Below are 17,653 nucleotides of genomic sequence, written 5' to 3'. Positions count from 1 at the left end.
TGCGCATTAAAATAATGCCTGCCATAGTATATATTCTATTCAAGCAGATCGGCAGCTATGCAATACAAACTTAGGTATCGTACTATGTCGTCCGCTCCGCCTAATTCTGCTTAATTTCCAAAAACAATCCCATGCCCACCGCAAAAAAACTTTGTCTTGCCGTAGTCTGTCTGATCAGCTTGACCTCGCTTTTTAGTCAAAGCGCACTCGCCGAGCGCCTCACCACTACCAAACCGCTTACAAAAACAGCCAAAATCTGTGTTGCTCTATCAGGCGGAGGCGCACGTGGTTTTGCGCATGTGGGTGTACTTAAAGCGCTGGAAGAACTGAATGTACCGATTGACTGCATAGCCGGTACCAGCATGGGTGCGGTAGTTGGTGGTCTGTATGCAGCAGGACTGTCTGCAACCGAGATCGAACAAAGATTGCAAGCATTAAAGCTAGACGATATTGCGCTGGATCGGGTGCAAAGGCGCATGTTACCAGAAGCCTTGCGTGAAGAAGATACACAATATCCGCTGGGAGCAACACTAGGTTTGAGCGCCAGCGGAGTGCGCTTACCTAGCGGTGCGGTGCAGGCAACCCAATTTTTAGAGTTATTGCAGAACTGGACTGTGCATATTCAGCCTGATATCAACTTTGATAAATTGCCCATCCCATTTCGTGCAGTTGCTACCGATCTTGAATCCGGAAAAATGGTGGTCTTTGACAAAGGTCCACTCTACACCGCGATACGCGCCAGTATGGCCGCACCCGGCGTTTTTGCGCCGGTAGAAGTCAATGGCCGCTTGCTCACTGATGGTGGTCTGGTACGTAATCTACCAGTAGATATCGCCCGTAGTATGGGGGCAGATATCGTCATCGCCGTCAATATTGGTACGCCGTTGCTCCCACGCGATAAATTACAAAGCTTGTTTAATGTCAGTCAGCAGATGATCAATATCTTGACTGAGCAAAATGTAGAAATGCAAAAAGCGGGACTTAAGGACTCTGATATTTTGATCGAACCTGATTTAGGGTCGATCAGTTTTATGGATTTCGGCCGCTCGGCCGAAGCATCCGTGATTGGGCAAAATGCAGCGCAAGCCATCCAAGAAAAATTACTGTCATTAAGTTTAGAACCGCATCTGTATGCGGCTAAACAACAAACACGCTTACGTCCGCCCTTACCTAGTATCGATATCGCTTTTGTCGATGTAGTGACGGACGGTGCGATACCAGAAATGGATATCCGCCGTCAGGTATCTATCAAAATCGGTAGCAAATATAACGCCGAAGAGATCAATCGTAAGTTAGCAGTATTAAATATCACCCGAGAATTTGATAGCATCAACCACCAGCTTATACAACGCAATGGCGAGTACGGCGTGCAGATCAACGCTAACGGCAGAAATTGGGGTCCGCATTTCTTACGTTTTGGGTTAGCGCTATCTGGCGGCTTTGAAGGTGCCGGTGGATTCCGTCTGCAAGTCGGGCATCGCCGCCCTTGGCTGACAGATAGCGGATTAGAGTGGCGCAATGATGCAGAATTTGGCAGTCTTATTCGCATTCGGTCTGAATTGCGCCAACCTATTTTTGAGCGTGAAGGCTCCTACCTGTCGCCATATATTGAACTGGGACAAAATGCCCGCAATCTGTATAACGATGATGTCCGGATTGCTGAATACAATCTGCAAAAAGTTCAGCTCGGCCTGGATGTCGGCATTCCATTAGGTGAGCTCGGCACCTTGGGTGAAGTCCGCTTCGGTATCGCAGGCACCCGCTACCGCGTTCGTCCTAAGCTGGGTGGTGTCTTAGTTCAAAATAGCGATGGCAGCTTGGGGTCTCAGCCCTTACCTAGCGCAAATCTTCAACAAGCGGGCTTCAAAAGCTCGTTTGTGATTGACCAATTAAGTGACTCTGCCTTCCCACGCGATGGTTATAAATTAGCATCTAGCCTGTTTGTCGGCGTAGATAAAAGTCGTAGCAATTATCAGGAGTTTACTTTCGATAGCATCTGGGCACAAAGTATCGACAATCAGAGCATCAACTTAAAGTTAAGCGGTGCAGGTTTATTCCAAAACGACACAGAAATCCGCGGCATTGGCACTACGCTGGGCGGCTTCCAGCAATTATCGGCCTATCAGCCAGATCAGTTTGCAGGCAATTACCTGCTGTATGGCAGTGTGACGTATCTTTTACGCGCCGTAAAATTTGAGATGGCGGGACAGAATTTATTCTTAGGTACCTCTTTTGAGGCAGGTAATGTCTGGAATTCGCGCAGTGAAATATCTTTCCCCTCATTGCGAAAAAGCGCCAGCGTATTTGTTGGATTTAATAGTTTTATGGGGCCGATTTATCTGGGTGTTGCTGTTGCACCTGCGGGTACCAGAAACATCTTTTTCCAACTTGGCAGACAATAATCAATAGAGCGAACAAATAAATAAGGCGGACAAATTAATTTGTCCGCCTTATTTACGTAATCGGCTCAATTCAGATATTCATGCTGCATATTTAGCGATGGTATTCGACCACACTCTGCTCAATAGCGCCAAAAATCGACTTACCATTTTTATCCAGCATCTCAATTTTAATGCTGTCACCAAATTGCATAAACGGCGTAATCGGTTGTCCGCCAGCGATCATTTCTAATGCACGTTTTTCGGCAATGCAGCTATACCCTTTGCTGGCATCTTTATTCGATACCGTACCGGAGCCAACGATCGTGCCCGCACGTGCCTTGCGCGTTTTGCATAAATGCGTAATCAATTGGGTGAAAGAGAACACCATATCAACACCCGCATTGGGCTGGCCAACCAGCGTGCCATTTAAGGTTGAACGCAAAGGTAAATGCACTTTGCCGTCTTTCCAGGCGTCGCCCAATTCATCTGGCGTCACCGCAACTGGTGAAAAACTTGAGGCAGGTTTGGATTGAAAAAATCCAAATCCCTTCGCCAATTCCGCTGGAATCAAATTACGTAATGAGACATCATTGACCAGCATTAACAAGCGGATATGCTCTGCTGCATGCTGCACCTTGACGCCCATCGGGACGTCACCAGTGATGACAGCGACCTCGCTTTCAAAATCGATGCCCCACTCTTCTGACAGCATTTCTATATCGTCTTTAGGGCCAATAAAATCATCACTCCCGCCTTGATACATTAAAGGGTCATGCCAAAAACTATCTGGCATATCCGCATTACGTGCCTTACGCACCAACTCCACATGATTAACATAAGACGACCCATCTGCCCACTGGAAAGCGCGTGGCAACGGTGCCATGCAATTAGCGGCATCAAAATCAAACGTATTCACCGCCCTCCCCGCATTTAAGCGCTCATAGGCCTCGTCCAGTTGCGGCGCAATAAAACCCCAGTCATCTAAAGCCCGTTGCAAGGTAGGCGCAATGCCATCGGCAATCATGGCAGTTTTTAAATCGCGTGAAACAATCAATAACTGACCATCACGAGAACCATCTTTAAGGGTCGCAAGTTTCATAATTTATTCGTCTGTATTTTTCGTTTGTATTTTGAGAAGATTGAACCGACACTGCATGAATAGTCATACTGGTATCAGCAAAATTTATTACGCCATTTTACACTGGCAGTGCTGATAAAACCCTGATCTGAGTATCCCAGCCAAGCTCGCATGAATGTCATTTATGCAAGCTAATGACGGTATCGTAATCCAGCTTGACAAGATATTCGGACTCTGTTTTTCTCTTGAACTCCCACCTATTTTTTCTTCTTTATTATTTCCGTTTTTTTATACAATCACTGAGTATATTTTAGTCGTCCATACATTAATTGGACTATAAAGCATTTTTTATAAAAATAATGGGGAGTATATTAAGGTCGATCATTATTGGATAGCAATCTGCTCTCGGCAAGTAAATAATCCAGGCTTTACTTCATATCAGAATTTAATATAATTTTTGTGTAAGTTTTGAATCAATTTCACGACTTAGCAGAATCAACATCTAATCAGGCAAATTCTGTGGCAACATAGTTTTGTATTTAAGACTCACGCCGCCAGAGCCGTTTTGCGTCAGTCTTGGCATTCAATCTTTACCTTAATCTTTACCTGAAGCCGTACTCTCAATTTGCACGCTCATGCCTGTCTAAAGTGTTTTGATTCCAGCGAACCGCTCCCACCGCTACTGTTAGCTGTGGTGAGCCAAAAGGAAGAACAATGAACTTCAATAACTTCAAAATCGGTACTCGCCTCGCGGTTGGATTTGGTTCTTTGATGATAGTACTGATCTTGCTGATTGCCATCAGCGCAATCCGTTTAACCTCCATCGGCAGTGCGAACAAACACATCGTCAACGAGAACTGGCCTAGCGCCGCACTGGCCTTTAAGATTGACGCCAAAATGCGGGAAAACGGTAGCCGGACGATGGAATTATTTATCATGTCTGACCCAGCAGCGCGGGCAAAACAATATGCCTCGATAGATGCAAATAAAAAACAGATTGTCGAGTGGACAGACCAGCTGACCAAACTGGCGACTAGCCAAAGCGCTAAGGATGTATTGGCAAAAATGCTGGTCTCCCGTACTGCCTTCGTTGCGTCGTTTTCTAAAGTTGCCGACCTGATCGAACTGGATCAGCGTGATGACGCTGCCAAGATGATGAGTAGCCAGACCTTCCCGGCCTTGGAGGTTTTATTGACTGATTTGAATACGATTATTCAAGAACAAAATAAAGAGATGGATGTTAATGGTGTCCAAATCACCGAGGATATTTCTTTCTCACGTACGCTGGTATTAAGTCTGGGTTTTGCTGGTCTGATTGCCGGGATATTTTTTGCCATTTGGATTACGCGCTCGATTACCGGACCGTTGGGAGAAGCGGTGTCTGTTGCGCGTCTGGTGGCAGAAGGCGATTTAACCCACCGCATCCAAGTCAAATCACGTGACGAAACCGGGCAACTGCTCAGCGCCTTAGCCGACATGAACAACAGCCTGGTGATGACCATAGGCCAGGTACACCGGAGCACAGAAACCATCGCCACGGCCTCCGGCGAAATCGCGTCCGGTAATGCGGATCTGTCTGCACGCACAGAATCACAGGCCGGATCACTGGAAGAAACTGCATCCTCAATGGAAGAACTCACCTCCACCGTTAAACAGAATGCCGACAACGCCAGACAGGCAAATCAATTAGTCATTTCTGCTAGCGGCGTTGCGGTCAAAGGCGGCGAAGTCGTTGGACAGGTGGTTGAAACGATGGGATCGATTAAGGAAAGCTCACGCAAGATTGTGGACATTATTGGCGTAATTGATAGCATTGCCTTCCAGACCAATATCCTCGCTTTAAACGCTGCCGTAGAAGCTGCCCGTGCTGGTGAGCAAGGACGTGGCTTTGCGGTGGTCGCATCAGAAGTCCGCAACCTTGCTCAGCGCAGCGCAGGTGCGGCAAAAGAGATTAAAGAACTGATCAGTGACTCAGTAGAAAAAGTTGATCACGGTAGCAAATTGGTCGATCAGGCTGGCCAGACTATGGGCGAAATCGTCGAGTCTGTGCGCCATGTCGCCGACATCATGGCCGAGATCACTGCGGCCAGCCAGGAGCAAAGTTCTGGCATTGAACAAGTCAACCAAGCCATCACACAAATGGATGAAATGACACAGCAAAATGCAGCGCTGGTCGAGCAAGCTGCCGCTGCCGCTGAGAGCATGCAAGAAGAAGCCGCAGCCCTGACCAATGCAGTCAGCGTGTTCAAACTCAATACATCTTCAGGTTTTGTAACGCCAAACATCAGCACGCCAAAATCGACCAGAGCCACCAGTACTACCTCCGCAATCAACAAAGCGCCGGACAGAGTATCAAGCGCAAAACCAGCACCAATGAAAAAGCTGGCCGTTAAATCATCGATAAAGCCAGCTCCGACGAAGAAATCTTTGCAGACTGAATCTACCGAGGGCTGGGAAGAGTTTTAGCAACTGCATTGAATATGGATTGAATATGAATTGAATATGGATTTGACACCAAGCTACATATACTCCCCATAATTTTTATTAAAACCAACTTCTAAGCCAATTATTGTATGGACAACTAAAATATACTAATTATGAGTATTTAGAATAAGCTGGCAAGAGAATTTCATATGCTATCGCTGGCTTATTTGAAAAATGCTTGCCCGATGAATAGTTGAATAACGTGCTTTGACAGTGAGCTTTTTTCCTTTTATTAGAAAACAGAAAAGAATTAAGCTTCTGAAAAAAATAAAAGCCCCAGCATAAACTGGGGCATTTTTATTATTACGATTTGAGTCTAAGTGCTTTAGCGATAGTTACATATCCTAGTTCAACGGCGATCCGGCTCACGCTCACCATTTCGATTATCTCTGCCACGCTCAACTTCAGGTTTTTTCTCAGCTTTATTTTCTCTTGGTGGCTCACCCCTGTTATCACGAGATTCATTTGGAGGTCGCTGTACTTGGACTGGCACTGCTGGTTGCACTGGCTGATTAGTTTTCATCGGCTGTGGTTGCATTTGCTGATTTGAACGCGATCGTGCTTGTTGCTCTGCACGATCTTGCTCCGCACGCTGAGTTTGCTCGGCGCGTTGTTGTTGCTCTACACGCTGGCCTTGCTCGGCACGTTGTTGATGCTCAACACGCTGGGCTTGTTCGGCACGTTGCTGTTGCTCGACGCGCTGTTGCTGCTCAAAACGCTGGTTTTGTTGCTGCTGCTCAGCGCGTTGGTTTTGGTCGATACGCTGCGATTGCTGCGGCTGCAACGGTTGGGCCAAGCGTTGATTTTGATCTACACGTTGATTTTGCTCAATGCGTTGATTTGGTGTATTGGGCATATTGTGCTGCGGTTGAAATCGTTGTTGTGTGATGAATTCATGCGGCTGATAGCGATAATTTTCTACCCGGATTGCATGTTGCTGCTCTATCGCACGAGGATAGCGGTTGCCTGAATACTGGCGCTGATAAATCGGCAACGGTGCAGGTTGTGGAATTGCACGGTGATCCCAATGATCCCAACCACGATGGCGCGCTTCCCAATCACGTCCCCAATACTCACCCCAGCGCGGAGGAGCATCGTAGCTCCAGACACGGAAATATACCGGCGGACTAACGTAGTATCGAACTGGGACGCGTAATACATACAGAGGTACATATTCAGGCTGAGTTAATTCCCAAGGGCCGTTATACCAGCTACTGGCATACCAATGATCGCGTTGGTATACCCAATACAAACCATCATAAAAAAAGTAGTTGGAATTTGAACCCGGATAATAATAAACTGGGTAGTCTGGCACTTGAACTAACTCAGGATAAGAAGGCATATCAACGCCGATACTAATGCCAGGTAATTGCACATCAATATCAACTTGTGCCTGCGCTGATGTGATCGAAGCGATCAGCATTGAGAGCGCAATCAGTGGATAACGGATTTTCATTTTTTATCCTTTTAATCTTTTAGTAAAACAAGTAAGACCTGCTTTAATAGTAGTTTGCCATTCATCAGCAAACAGGTTCAGTACGGCAGCGTACGTTAAACATTTTCCATTGTCAGAAGTAATATCTTGGCTATCAATTTATAAAGATACGTCGCAAAGAATACTCATCAAAATTATATGGCTGTGCACATGCAGGTATAACGCTACCGCTATCATTTTGGTGTACATTGCAATGAAATTTACTTTAGGAGATGCGCAAAATTGTCTCAGCGAAGCGAAGCGAAGCAAAGCGAATAAGATAAGACTCTACAGCTAGGAACTAAAACGCAACTTGGACGGTTTTGCGTAAGTCCTATAAATTAAAAAATCAGTACATAAGCTGCCGCCATTGCAAAGCATAAAAACGGCACCGAATAGTAATGAAATACCAGCCAGGCCTTGCGATCTCTTGCCATGCGCAAGGCGATCAGATTTGCCAAAGAGCCAACCATAAAACCAAAGCCGCCGATGTTTACGCCGTAAGCAAGTACGCGCCAGTCCTTAGAATATTCTGCCAAAGCGATCGCAGCAGGTACATTACTGATCACTTGTGATGCGACGATACTGGTCCAATACAAACGCCGTGTGATATTTAAATCTAATCTGGAGATTAAATGATGGACGACATCCAGACTGACGAATAAACGCAAGTCGATAAACATCAAGATAAATACTAACAGCAAACCCCAATCAACCTGGGTCAATACCTTCGGGCGTACTAATAGAAAAATCAAAATCACCGCAGCAATGGCCCATACGGTCTGGTGCAAATCGGTAGCAATCAAAAATGGAATATATAGCGCGATTGAAGCAATAAATAAGTGGCGATCAAGCGCTTGCGCCGTTGATTTATCTTGATTGTCTGAGACAGCTTTATTCGGAAATATAAAGATCGTCAGCGCAATCATTGCTGCAACAAGTAGCAGCACCAAGGGCAGCATATGCAAGACAAACTGGCCGAAGGACACGCCCGATAACTGCCATAGAAATAAATTTTGTGGATTACCAATTGGCGTTAAAGCAGAACCCGCATTAACTGCCAGTGCCTCAAAAATAATCAGCTTGGACGCCGGCATACCGTTTAAGCGACACACGCCCAGTGTGAGTGGCACGACAACAAACAATGCGACGTCATTGGTTAAAAGCGTTGACAACATCGCTGCTGCCATCACAAAACACAGCGCAGTCGCACGTTCAGTCGCCATCAAGGTAGTCAGATACAAGCCAAGGCGATGCAATGATCCGCTGACCTCTAGTCCTTTAGTCAAAATCAGTAAACCAGTTAAGGCGGCAATGGTTGGCCAATCAACTAAGCTCGGATAGCTACTAATTTTATCTGGCGCGATCAAGGTCAGTACGATCAACGCCACAAGCAAAATCAGCAATAAGACATCCTCAATCAGTGCGGATACGGTGCGCTTTAAATGACGCTTGATGTAATCTGTCAGGGTTGGTGTAAGCATGGACGATATTCTTGGTTCGTTCACTTGAGGTCAGCTAAGGTCTACTAATTAATATACTCCCTATTATATTTAAAAATAATGCCTCATTGTCCAATGATTATACGGACATCTACAATATACTCATATGGTGTATCTATACAGGACGAACGTGGCAATCGATAAGGAATATGGATTTTACGATAATCCACATGCCGTTTATTTACTAATTTTCTGTTGAAGCTGCTAATGTAGGCTGCTTTAATTCTGCCTCTAAAGCCTGAACTCGCTGCAGCAACGTGAGCGCTAAACTCAGTCCATTACGGTCAAGTTGAAAGTCGTCTCTCAGTCTGCGCGCCATTTTGACTGTCATCACATATTGAAGATAAAACAACCTCGGATTGGCGCTGCGATCTTGCGGAACAATAATCTCATGGTCAATTAACTCCTCGATTTCTTCCAAGGATAAACCTGAGACTTCGATCAAATGATCGATCTGGCAAACATCAAGATGATTCAGCCAGATGGATTGGTCTATTTCTCTATTCATGTATTGGCTCACTATGCAAAATGCCGACGTGGATTAAAGTCAGATACAGCCGCTAATTGTTCAAATAATTCGTGCTCGCGCGGACTGACTGTTTTTGGAACTTGAATTTGGACGACGGCATAGAGCGCGCCGATATCACCATTGGCCGATAACAGACCGCGCTTAGCCAGCCGCAATTTTTGTCCGGCGATCGTGCCAGGTTTGATGGTCAGCTCTACCGCACCCTCCAGAGTTGGGAGCTGTATGATTTTTCCTAATACCGCCTCCCAAGGCGTCAGCGGCAAATCCATATATAAATCACGACCACTCAGTCGATACAGAGGATGCGCTTGAAACGCTAAAGCAACATACAAATCGCCAGCCCGACCGCCGTTCACCCCTGGCCCACCCTTGGCGACTAGCCGCAAGCGTTGTCCGTCCATTGCCGCCTTAGGAATCGTGACACGAAAAGTACGCGTCACTCTATGCGCCAAGCCATTTTGGTCATACTCAGGCAATTCGGCACGGACATCAATTTCTGCGCCGCTGACAAGCTGTTCCAATGACACCGGCGCAGTAATCTCATAATCTTGCCCGGCTTGCGGCATCGCTTGTCGCGGATGATGAGTCCGTCGACCAGCGCCAAAGTTGGCAAACAGATCGGATAAATCAACATCATTGAAATCGGCTTCACCCGCATTAAAATGCTGCTGCCAGTCTGGTGGGGGCGTAAATTTTTCACCCGACGACCGTTTACCCAAATCGTCGTAGGCTTGTCTCTTTTCAGCATTTTTTAAAACAGCATAGGCTTCCCCGATTTCTTGAAATTTCTCTTTACCCTTCGGATCTTTAGAAATATCGGGGTGATATTGATGCGCAAGCTTGCGATAAGCCTTCTTAATATCCGCTTCTGTCGCCGTGCGCTCCAATCCCATGATCTGATAATAATCTTTGAATTTCATTAGAAGCCTTGAGTGATCGCCAGGTGCTGGATAGCTTCTGATTTTAAATGGGATACCAACAAATATGCGTGCGGCATCGCACCGACTAGTCAAATTAGTTAGCGTATTTTTGATTTAAATCAAACATCATGAGAGATGCCATGACACACATTATTGCGGGACGATTGCAACAGAAGGCGCAGGTTGAGCATGCAATCAATCAATTAATACATGCCGGTTTTGCCGAACAACAAATAAGTTCCTTCTAAGTTAACCCTTCAGGGCAACATAATTTATATCCCATCGGCGGTGATCAGGAGGTATCGCCTGGCGCCAGAGAAACTGGAGAAGGTGCCATGCACGGTGCCGCGACTGGCGGTGCTGTTGGCGCAGCTGTCGGTATCGCAGGAGTACCTTTAACTGGTCCCGTCAGTGCTGTACTGGGTGCATTAGTCGGAGCGCATATCGGCTCTCTGATCGGTGGATTATCCAAAACCAAAGAGAAAGGCGAGAAAGAAGAAGACGAAGAAAATAAATCCAACATACGACAATCCGGCATGGTGGTCGCCGTTAGTGTAAATGGTGCGGACAAAGAAAACGCCGCAATTACCCTACTTCTAAAATTGGGTGCCAATCAGATCGAAAGAGCCGAATGCAATATTACAGACGGCAATTGGCAGGACTTTGGTCCGCTTAAATCACCCGAATTAAACAAAGCCTCAATGCAATCTTAATTCAGATATAGGATCTAATAAACATACCATGACGATAAAAGTAAAATCCAGCAAGAGTAGCGTCAAGAAAGATGTCAATAACGGTACTAATCTTTTGTTACCACATGATCATGATGAGGTATCAGCGAACGCCGTTATCAAACCTGATAAAAAAATGAAGCAGGCATTTGTTGACCTAGAACGCGGCTTAGTAGACACCGATTTGCGCGGAGAACGTGGCGTTGAAGAGGTAGTGACATCAAAAAAGATGCTGAAAAATAAGCGAGAAATTGCGGTGAAAACCGAGCCAGGCATCAAGCCAAAAAAGACGCAAAAGCACACATAAAAACGTGCATAAAAATGTATATAGCACGCTTAACACTCCCTACTATTATTGACGCCACGTATAAAATACTATGCGCGAATATAAAATACCCCCTATTAGTATATTTTAATCGTCCATATAATCATTCGACAATAAGACATGGCGGATTCAGCTACGAAGAGCAACGGGAGGTAAGTTTTAGGGGGAGTATATCCAAATTATAAAAAACCTCAAACGGCGTTCGATAGCCGAGGCATTTCCTAGGGCGATGATTGAGTTGATTGACTGCCCGTTGCAACTGGGCTTGAGTGATTTCCTTGAAGTTGGTGTTCTTTGGAAAGTAGTATCGTAATAAGCCGTTCGTGTTCTCGTTGAGCCCCCGCTCCCAGGAATGATACGGATGAGCGAAGTACACTTGGGCTTGCAGATGTGCTGCGATGGACTCATGCCCTGCAAACTCCCTGCCATTATCGAACGTGATGGTATGGCAGTGCTGCTGATGTGGCGTGAGCAGTTGCTCGATGCTGGCAGCAACTCCTTGCGCGTGTTTGCTATGATGTTGCCGGGCTAAGGTAAAACGAGAGACACGATCGACCCGCGTAATGACGATACCTTGCTGTTTCTTGCCAATGATCGTATCGCCCTCCCAGTCGCCTAAGCAGATTTTTTGATCCACGATCGCGGGTCGTTGGTCAATGCTGATACGGTTCTTGAGCATGCCCCGGCGCTGTTGACCACTACCGTAGCGTTTGCGGTAGGGCTTCTGACCCCGCAGATGCTTGAAGAGAGTGCCGCCCGCTCTGCGGTCAGCGTAGATGCGCAGATAGACGGTTTCATGACTGCTCTTCATTTTTTCCTGCCGTTCCAGGCTTAACCGTTCGATTGCTTGCTGCGGCGATAAGTCCATGCGCAGGTAGGTCGAGACGGCGAGCCAGTCGTTGTCATCAATACGTCGTGCGTTACGACTATTCTTTTGTCGTTCGTCGGCTATTTTTTCGCTTGTAAGGGGCGCCACCCGCTTCCTCCGGTATTGCGCTTGAGTTCCCTGTGGATGCTGGACTTATGACGATGGAGTGCGGCAGCAATCTCGCTGACTGTCTTTTTTTCTAACCGCAGTGCGTAAATTTGGTATCGTTCGTCTTGGGTTAGGTGTGTGTAGCGCATATTCGGCAACTTTCGACTGGCTGGTCAAAAGGCAGAATGCTATCGCATCTGACCCTTTGACTTTTTATTCAACGTTGCTCTTCGTACTTGAATCCACCGCATTTTTATTAATTTTTTCTGGGAGTATATAAAACTCTCTTGGCAAAAATGGATATTTTTCCCCGTATTTGTCAGACCAGTTTGCGTTTATTTTTTCTTGATTTTAAGCGTGCTTGACTGCACTGTTGTCTTTGGTAGTGATGGCGGAACCGATATCTCGACTGCAATCGCATCGCTGGCAGGAAAACTCTCTTTTAACGCCTCATCTAGCGCGCTGTCAGCATGACTCTCCCCTTTCAATACATTGCTATCGTCTTTATGCGTTGGCAACGGGGAAGGTGTTTTTTTGGTTTTCAATCGGATACCTTTTAGGGAGTGACTAATACGAGGATGACAATAATCAACAACGCTACCGATTCAGTGTCACAGCGAGAGAGGCCAGAGACTTCCAACATCAAGGTCTCTGGATCTGATCATCCTCAGGCGCAACGAACATTTTTAGCTAAGAATAGGCGACCGCTGAGCGAATAAATAACCACAACTTATTTATGCTCTTTGACCTCTTCAAACTCCGCATCAACCACATCATCTGACTGTGCTTCCTGCTTAGAAGAGTGGGAGGCAGAATCGTTGCTTGCCGCGCCGGAATGCTGAGCAGACTGTTTTGCAGCCGCATTGGCTTGCATCTTATCTCCCAACTTTTGTGCTGAGCTGGATAAAGCAGAAATCTTGCTATCGATATCGGTTTTGTCTGAGCTTTTTAAGGATAACTCCAATTCCGCAATATTTTTTTCAATAGCGTCTTTTTCCGAAGCATCCAATGTTGTACCGTATTCAAGCATCGATTTATTGGTATTGTGGATCAAAGTATCTGCGTGATTTCTGGACTCTGTTAATTCTTTTAGCTTCCTGTCTTCTTCTGCATTGACTTCGGCGTCTTTCACCATTTTCTGGATTTCTACTTCAGTCAGACCCGAATTGGCTTTGATCGTAATTCGATTTTCTTTGCCGGTCGCTTTGTCTTTGGCACCGACATGCAAAATACCGTTGGCGTCAATGTCAAAGCTCACTTCAATTTGTGGCGTGCCGCGCGAGGATGGTGGAATGCCTTCCAGATTAAATTCTCCCAATGCTTTGTTCTTGGCAGCGATTTCCCGTTCACCCTGAAACACTTTGATCGTCACCGCATTCTGATTGTCATCTGCAGTGGAAAATACCTGGCTAAATTTAGTCGGAATCGTGGTATTTTTTTGTATCATCATCGTCATCATGCCACCCAGCGTTTCTATCCCCAGCGATAAAGGCGTGACATCGAGCAGCAAAAGATCTTTCTGATCACCCGACAATACGGCACCCTGAATTGCTGCGCCAACCGCTACCGCCTCATCAGGATTAATATCTTTGCGTGGCTCTTTACCAAAAAATTCTTTTACCTTTTCCTGTACTTTTGGCATACGTGTCATGCCACCCACTAAAATAATATCGTCGATATCTGCCACACTGATGCCGGCATCCTTCATCGCCGTTCTGCAAGGGGCAATGGTGGCCTCGATTAATTCTTCTACTAGAGATTCTAATTTGGCACGGGTTATTTTCATGGTCAGATGCACCGGTGCACCATTAGCCATGGCAATATACGGCTCGTTAATTTCTGTCTGCTGGGCAGAAGATAATTCAATTTTTGCGCGCTCCGCAGAGGCTTTAATCCGTTGTAACGCAATCGGATCTTTTTTGAGATCAATGCCATTGATTTTGTTAAAGTCGTCAATAATGAAATCAATAATGCGCTGATCAAAATCCTCGCCACCTAAAAAGGTATCGCCGTTGGTGGACAGTACTTCAAATTGTCTTTCGTTATCGACTTCTGCAATTTCTATAATCGATACGTCAAACGTACCACCTCCCAAGTCATAGACCGCAATTTTACGATCACCTTTCTCTTTTTTATCAAGACCAAATGCTAGAGCCGCTGCAGTCGGTTCGTTGATAATGCGCTTGACATCTAGCCCAGCAATGCGTCCGGCGTCTTTAGTCGCTTGTCTCTGAGCGTCATTAAAATAAGCCGGCACAGTAATCACTGCCTCGGTCACTTCTGTCCCAAGATAATCTTCTGCGGTCTTTTTCATCTTGCGCAATATCTCGGCTGAAATTTGCGGTGGTGCAAGCTTTTTATCTCTGACGCTAATCCATGCGTCACCGTTATCCGCTTTGATAATTTGGAATGGCATGAGTCCTATATCTTTTTGGACTTCTTTCTCATCAAATTTACGTCCGATCAAACGCTTGACCGCGAATAGCGTATTTTTGGGATTAATCACTGCCTGCCGTTTTGCGGAGGCACCGACCAAAATTTCTCCGTCTTCTTGATAGGCGATGATGGATGGAGTGGTACGCGCGCCTTCTGCGTTTTCAATGACTTTTGGTTGGCCATTTTCCATAATTGCAACGCAGGAATTAGTTGTTCCAAGATCTATGCCAATAATTTTGCTCATGATATGTCGTCCTTTAGATGATACTTGTTCAGGATTTACAAAAAACCGCCCCAGTTGCCTTGTAGCTGCCTTTGGTACTAACTAACGCACCAAATACTGATTTGCCACTACGCCTTACCTAGACCATTATGCGTAAGTCCTATTGTTATTAACTGAGAAGAGAAAATCGTGTCGCTGGTGCAAACGTTTTTTCGACATTGACACCGTAACTCAAGACCATATAGATCACTGAGTTCCTGATAAATCAGGTAATGATGCTTTCCATTGAATGCTTCATGCGAACGAACGCTTTATTGACATCAGCCTCAAAATTTTTCCATTTTTTTGCCTCTGCACGCTTCATTGCAGTCAGCTTATCTTCAGCCAATTTAACGTCTTGCTGCAGAGTCTGTAATTGCTGGTCAAGCTTAGTTTTTGCTTCACCTGAGAGGGTTGCAGATTTTTTTTGAATCTCTGCGATTTTTGCTTTTGCTTTATTCAGATCTTGCTCAGCATTTGCTAAAAACAGATCGCGTTTTGCGGTGTCACTAGCGTAATTAAATGGAGGCATTGCCTTTACAGCCTCTTTAGATGCACCCGGTAAAATTAATTTACCGTCCTGTTCGATAATTTGCGGTGAGGGGATGCTCACATTATGCTGACCAAGTCCGATAAACCCGCCTACAGCAATAATCAGATAAGACACATTCTTTTCCGGTGTGATGATCAGATCTTCGACCTTACCGATTTTTTCTCCAGTCTCGTTATAAACTGATTTGCCTAAAATACTTTTTTTGGCACTCCAACCAGTCGCAACTTGCTGCACTTCCGATACTGTCATACCGATCATGGTGGTAGATCCAGCAACTTGTGCGCTAGCAACGCCAGTGTCTGTGAACATTAATGCGCCTGAGATTGCCAGCGTGCTTGCAACGGCGATGAGAATTCTATTTTTTGTGAGTTTCATTTTTTTCTTTTCTATCAATTTAGGTAACAAGGAAAATCAAAACGGGCGTAACACCTGTAGGATTTTTTCGTCGTATTTTGGTGACGTACTACTTGTAGACTTTTGAGACTTATTTCGTCTGTTGGTCATCCAACATACCCATTGATTCTCCGATTTTGTTGATCCAGATCAAAGAATAGAGTTGATATCTGACTGCATGCTTAGTCACTATTTTCAGTGAATTTTCTTATTAAGGTTGTTTAATAAGCTTGCTAAATAAGCTTGCTTAGAAAATATAATCAAATAGAAGAATAACGATGCCAGCTATGAACTAGCCAGCTGGTCATGTCCTTACAGCTGCTGATATCGTCGGGAATTATAGTTTTGAGAATACGTTCGGTACGTAGCGCTACCACTTTCTCTTCTCCCAGGTCGGGATGCTGTTTAGCAAATTCATTCACAAAACATAAAACCTGATCCCCATCGTCTCTATCAAGAACGGTATTGTCTTGTTTAAAGTTATTTTCAGCATGGGGATCACTAATATCGCCACTCAGATCGAGAGAATATGAAAATTGTAAATCTGCCTTTGTCAGGCAACCATTAAGGGGATTTGATTTTAGCTCTTCCATTAGACTTCCCAAACTTGAAATTGTTTGCGTTTGAATGCTTAGATATTTGGACACATAAAGCATCCAACCCTTCATAAAAATCAAAAATAAAACCGGAGATTGCACTTTCTGCATCGAGAAAAATATCCGGAAATTAATGTGATATAAAAGTACAGCAATCAGCGCGCAGTAACAGATCATGGGTGACGCCGCCAAATACCCATTCCCGAAAGCGACTATGACCAAACGCGCCTACCACAATCATGTTAGCTCGATAGTCTTGGATAATTGCGAGCAATTGCTTGGTATCGTCATTGACCGAAAAAGATGCAAGAGATTCTGCCTTAATATCGTGCCGGTGCAGCCAGGCGACGACATCATCTAAATCTGCATGGGCATCCGATAAATTATCGTCCTTAGATATCTCAACTACCACAACCTTAGTTGCTTGCCTGAGCAAAGGTAAAGCATCGATAATGGCTCGCCTGGACTCACGTGTGTCATTCCATCCAATGACGACACAGTTAAGCTCCAGCCGTGCCATATCTGGTGGAACGATCAGAACAGGTCTGCCAGTCTGCATAACCAGATCACCAATATTCATAACCCGCGCATCGTCAAATATAGAACCAGATTTAGCGCAGGTAATAATCAGATCGGCGCATCGAGCCTGTTGTGCGACATAGTCTGATAACTGCGTCAGAGTAATCGCAGAACGCCATTCGGATATTTGCAAACCTTCAGCCATACCCTCTTTTAAAACAGCGTGAAACTCTGTTTCCGCCTCATGGATTTCTTTATTAATTTCATCTTGATCTTGTCTGATCAGATCGCCAGAAATATAGCCATCGCCGTAAGCAAATTGCATAGGCTTGCAAACACCAATACCGATCAAGTGAGCATTAAATCGATTGGCAAGACCGGTAGCGGTTGTCAAAAGTCCCTTATTTGAACGTCCTAATTCAACGTTAACCATCAAGCTTGCATAGGTCATTTTATTGCTCCATTTGTCAATCTGGTCTGTTGAATTATCGACA

At 45.3% G+C, this 17,653-nt stretch carries 16 protein-coding genes; 4 read left to right on the top strand and 12 right to left on the bottom strand.

The window, feature by feature from the left end:
• Window positions 1-131 precede the first annotated feature (131 nt).
• Window positions 132-2,402 carry a patatin-like phospholipase family protein gene (locus RGU72_RS04035; RefSeq protein ID WP_322118497.1) on the top strand — a complete coding sequence of 757 codons (2,271 nt, stop codon included), beginning with the start codon at window positions 132-134 and terminating at the stop codon, window positions 2,400-2,402.
• A gap of 91 nt (window positions 2,403-2,493) precedes the next feature.
• On the opposite strand, the gene RGU72_RS04030 is transcribed toward RGU72_RS04035, so the two are convergent.
• The gene (locus tag RGU72_RS04030; protein ID WP_322118496.1) at window positions 2,494-3,480 is read right to left on the bottom strand and encodes a fumarylacetoacetate hydrolase family protein; all 987 of its coding nucleotides are present in this window, start codon (window positions 3,478-3,480) and stop codon (window positions 2,494-2,496) included.
• A gap of 693 nt (window positions 3,481-4,173) precedes the next feature.
• On the opposite strand from RGU72_RS04030, the gene RGU72_RS04025 reads away from it, so the two are divergent.
• Window positions 4,174-5,925 (top strand): methyl-accepting chemotaxis protein, encoded by a 1,752-nt coding sequence (locus RGU72_RS04025; protein ID WP_322118495.1) that lies wholly within the window; start codon window positions 4,174-4,176, stop codon window positions 5,923-5,925.
• A 367-nt stretch (window positions 5,926-6,292) separates the two neighbouring features.
• On the opposite strand, the gene RGU72_RS04020 is transcribed toward RGU72_RS04025, so the two are convergent.
• From RGU72_RS04020 to RGU72_RS04005, 4 genes are all read right to left on the bottom strand, one after another.
• Window positions 6,293-7,399, bottom strand: a complete 1,107-nt coding sequence (locus RGU72_RS04020; protein WP_322118494.1) for a hypothetical protein — start codon at window positions 7,397-7,399, stop codon at window positions 6,293-6,295.
• A 359-nt stretch (window positions 7,400-7,758) separates the two neighbouring features.
• Window positions 7,759-8,901, bottom strand: coding sequence for an SLC13 family permease (locus tag RGU72_RS04015; protein WP_322118493.1), 1,143 nt, complete (start codon window positions 8,899-8,901; stop codon window positions 7,759-7,761).
• A gap of 202 nt (window positions 8,902-9,103) precedes the next feature.
• Window positions 9,104-9,427, bottom strand: a complete 324-nt coding sequence (locus RGU72_RS04010) for a chaperone modulator CbpM (RefSeq protein ID WP_322118492.1) — start codon at window positions 9,425-9,427, stop codon at window positions 9,104-9,106.
• An 11-nt stretch (window positions 9,428-9,438) separates the two neighbouring features.
• Entirely contained in the window at window positions 9,439-10,368 is a 930-nt protein-coding gene (locus RGU72_RS04005) for a DnaJ C-terminal domain-containing protein (RefSeq protein ID WP_322118491.1), read from the bottom strand.
• Window positions 10,369-10,703: 335 nt separating this feature from the next.
• On the opposite strand from RGU72_RS04005, the gene RGU72_RS04000 reads away from it, so the two are divergent.
• Window positions 10,704-11,081: a hypothetical protein gene (locus RGU72_RS04000; protein WP_322118490.1), complete on the top strand. Its 378-nt coding sequence runs from the start codon at window positions 10,704-10,706 to the stop codon at window positions 11,079-11,081.
• Between the two features lie 28 nt (window positions 11,082-11,109).
• Entirely contained in the window at window positions 11,110-11,406 is a 297-nt protein-coding gene (locus RGU72_RS03995; protein ID WP_322118489.1) for a hypothetical protein, read from the top strand.
• Window positions 11,407-11,557: 151 nt separating this feature from the next.
• Here RGU72_RS03995 and RGU72_RS03990 read toward each other — a convergent pair whose 3' ends face one another.
• The 7 genes from RGU72_RS03990 to RGU72_RS03960 form a co-directional block, all read right to left on the bottom strand.
• Window positions 11,558-12,400, bottom strand: coding sequence for an IS30 family transposase (locus RGU72_RS03990; RefSeq protein WP_322118488.1), 843 nt, complete (start codon window positions 12,398-12,400; stop codon window positions 11,558-11,560).
• Complete coding sequence (locus RGU72_RS03985; RefSeq protein ID WP_322118487.1) at window positions 12,373-12,549, bottom strand: helix-turn-helix domain-containing protein; 177 nt, start codon at window positions 12,547-12,549, stop codon at window positions 12,373-12,375. Before RGU72_RS03985 ends, RGU72_RS03990 begins: the two co-directional genes overlap by 28 nt.
• A 186-nt stretch (window positions 12,550-12,735) precedes the next feature.
• Window positions 12,736-12,945, bottom strand: a complete 210-nt coding sequence (locus tag RGU72_RS03980) for a hypothetical protein (RefSeq protein WP_322118486.1) — start codon at window positions 12,943-12,945, stop codon at window positions 12,736-12,738.
• A 185-nt stretch (window positions 12,946-13,130) separates the two neighbouring features.
• The gene (gene dnaK, locus RGU72_RS03975; protein ID WP_322118485.1) at window positions 13,131-15,080 is read right to left on the bottom strand and encodes a molecular chaperone DnaK; all 1,950 of its coding nucleotides are present in this window, start codon (window positions 15,078-15,080) and stop codon (window positions 13,131-13,133) included.
• A 244-nt stretch (window positions 15,081-15,324) separates the two neighbouring features.
• Entirely contained in the window at window positions 15,325-16,026 is a 702-nt protein-coding gene (locus tag RGU72_RS03970) for a PRC-barrel domain-containing protein (RefSeq protein ID WP_322118484.1), read from the bottom strand.
• Window positions 16,027-16,304: 278 nt separating this feature from the next.
• Window positions 16,305-16,637: a hypothetical protein gene (locus RGU72_RS03965; RefSeq protein ID WP_322118483.1), complete on the bottom strand. Its 333-nt coding sequence runs from the start codon at window positions 16,635-16,637 to the stop codon at window positions 16,305-16,307.
• A 133-nt stretch (window positions 16,638-16,770) separates the two neighbouring features.
• Window positions 16,771-17,610 (bottom strand): universal stress protein, encoded by an 840-nt coding sequence (locus RGU72_RS03960; protein WP_322118482.1) that lies wholly within the window; start codon window positions 17,608-17,610, stop codon window positions 16,771-16,773.
• Between the last annotated feature and the right edge of the window lie 43 nt (window positions 17,611-17,653).

Origin of the sequence: Undibacterium sp. 5I1 (genome assembly GCF_034314085.1) — a bacterium.
Classification (GTDB): domain Bacteria; phylum Pseudomonadota; class Gammaproteobacteria; order Burkholderiales; family Burkholderiaceae_D; genus Undibacterium.
The sequence above is the reverse complement of the archived record's forward strand: the minus strand, read 5'-3'. Positions and strand labels throughout refer to the sequence as shown.

Bases quoted from the DNA above. Each gene is read 5' to 3' on its own strand.
- RGU72_RS04035 (WP_322118497.1), top strand. From the start codon at position 132: ATGCCCACCGCAAAAAAACTTTGTCTTGCCGTAGTCTGTCTGATCAGC.
- RGU72_RS04030 (WP_322118496.1), bottom strand. From the start codon at position 3,480: ATGAAACTTGCGACCCTTAAAGATGGTTCTCGTGATGGTCAGTTATTG.
- RGU72_RS04025 (WP_322118495.1), top strand. From the start codon at position 4,174: ATGAACTTCAATAACTTCAAAATCGGTACTCGCCTCGCGGTTGGATTT.
- RGU72_RS04020 (WP_322118494.1), bottom strand. From the start codon at position 7,399: ATGAAAATCCGTTATCCACTGATTGCGCTCTCAATGCTGATCGCTTCG.
- RGU72_RS04015 (WP_322118493.1), bottom strand. From the start codon at position 8,901: ATGCTTACACCAACCCTGACAGATTACATCAAGCGTCATTTAAAGCGC.
- RGU72_RS04010 (WP_322118492.1), bottom strand. From the start codon at position 9,427: ATGAATAGAGAAATAGACCAATCCATCTGGCTGAATCATCTTGATGTT.
- RGU72_RS04005 (WP_322118491.1), bottom strand. From the start codon at position 10,368: ATGAAATTCAAAGATTATTATCAGATCATGGGATTGGAGCGCACGGCG.
- RGU72_RS04000 (WP_322118490.1), top strand. From the start codon at position 10,704: ATGCACGGTGCCGCGACTGGCGGTGCTGTTGGCGCAGCTGTCGGTATC.
- RGU72_RS03995 (WP_322118489.1), top strand. From the start codon at position 11,110: ATGACGATAAAAGTAAAATCCAGCAAGAGTAGCGTCAAGAAAGATGTC.
- RGU72_RS03985 (WP_322118487.1), bottom strand. From the start codon at position 12,549: ATGCGCTACACACACCTAACCCAAGACGAACGATACCAAATTTACGCA.
- dnaK (WP_322118485.1), bottom strand. From the start codon at position 15,080: ATGAGCAAAATTATTGGCATAGATCTTGGAACAACTAATTCCTGCGTT.
- RGU72_RS03970 (WP_322118484.1), bottom strand. From the start codon at position 16,026: ATGAAACTCACAAAAAATAGAATTCTCATCGCCGTTGCAAGCACGCTG.
- RGU72_RS03965 (WP_322118483.1), bottom strand. From the start codon at position 16,637: ATGGAAGAGCTAAAATCAAATCCCCTTAATGGTTGCCTGACAAAGGCA.
- RGU72_RS03960 (WP_322118482.1), bottom strand. From the start codon at position 17,610: ATGACCTATGCAAGCTTGATGGTTAACGTTGAATTAGGACGTTCAAAT.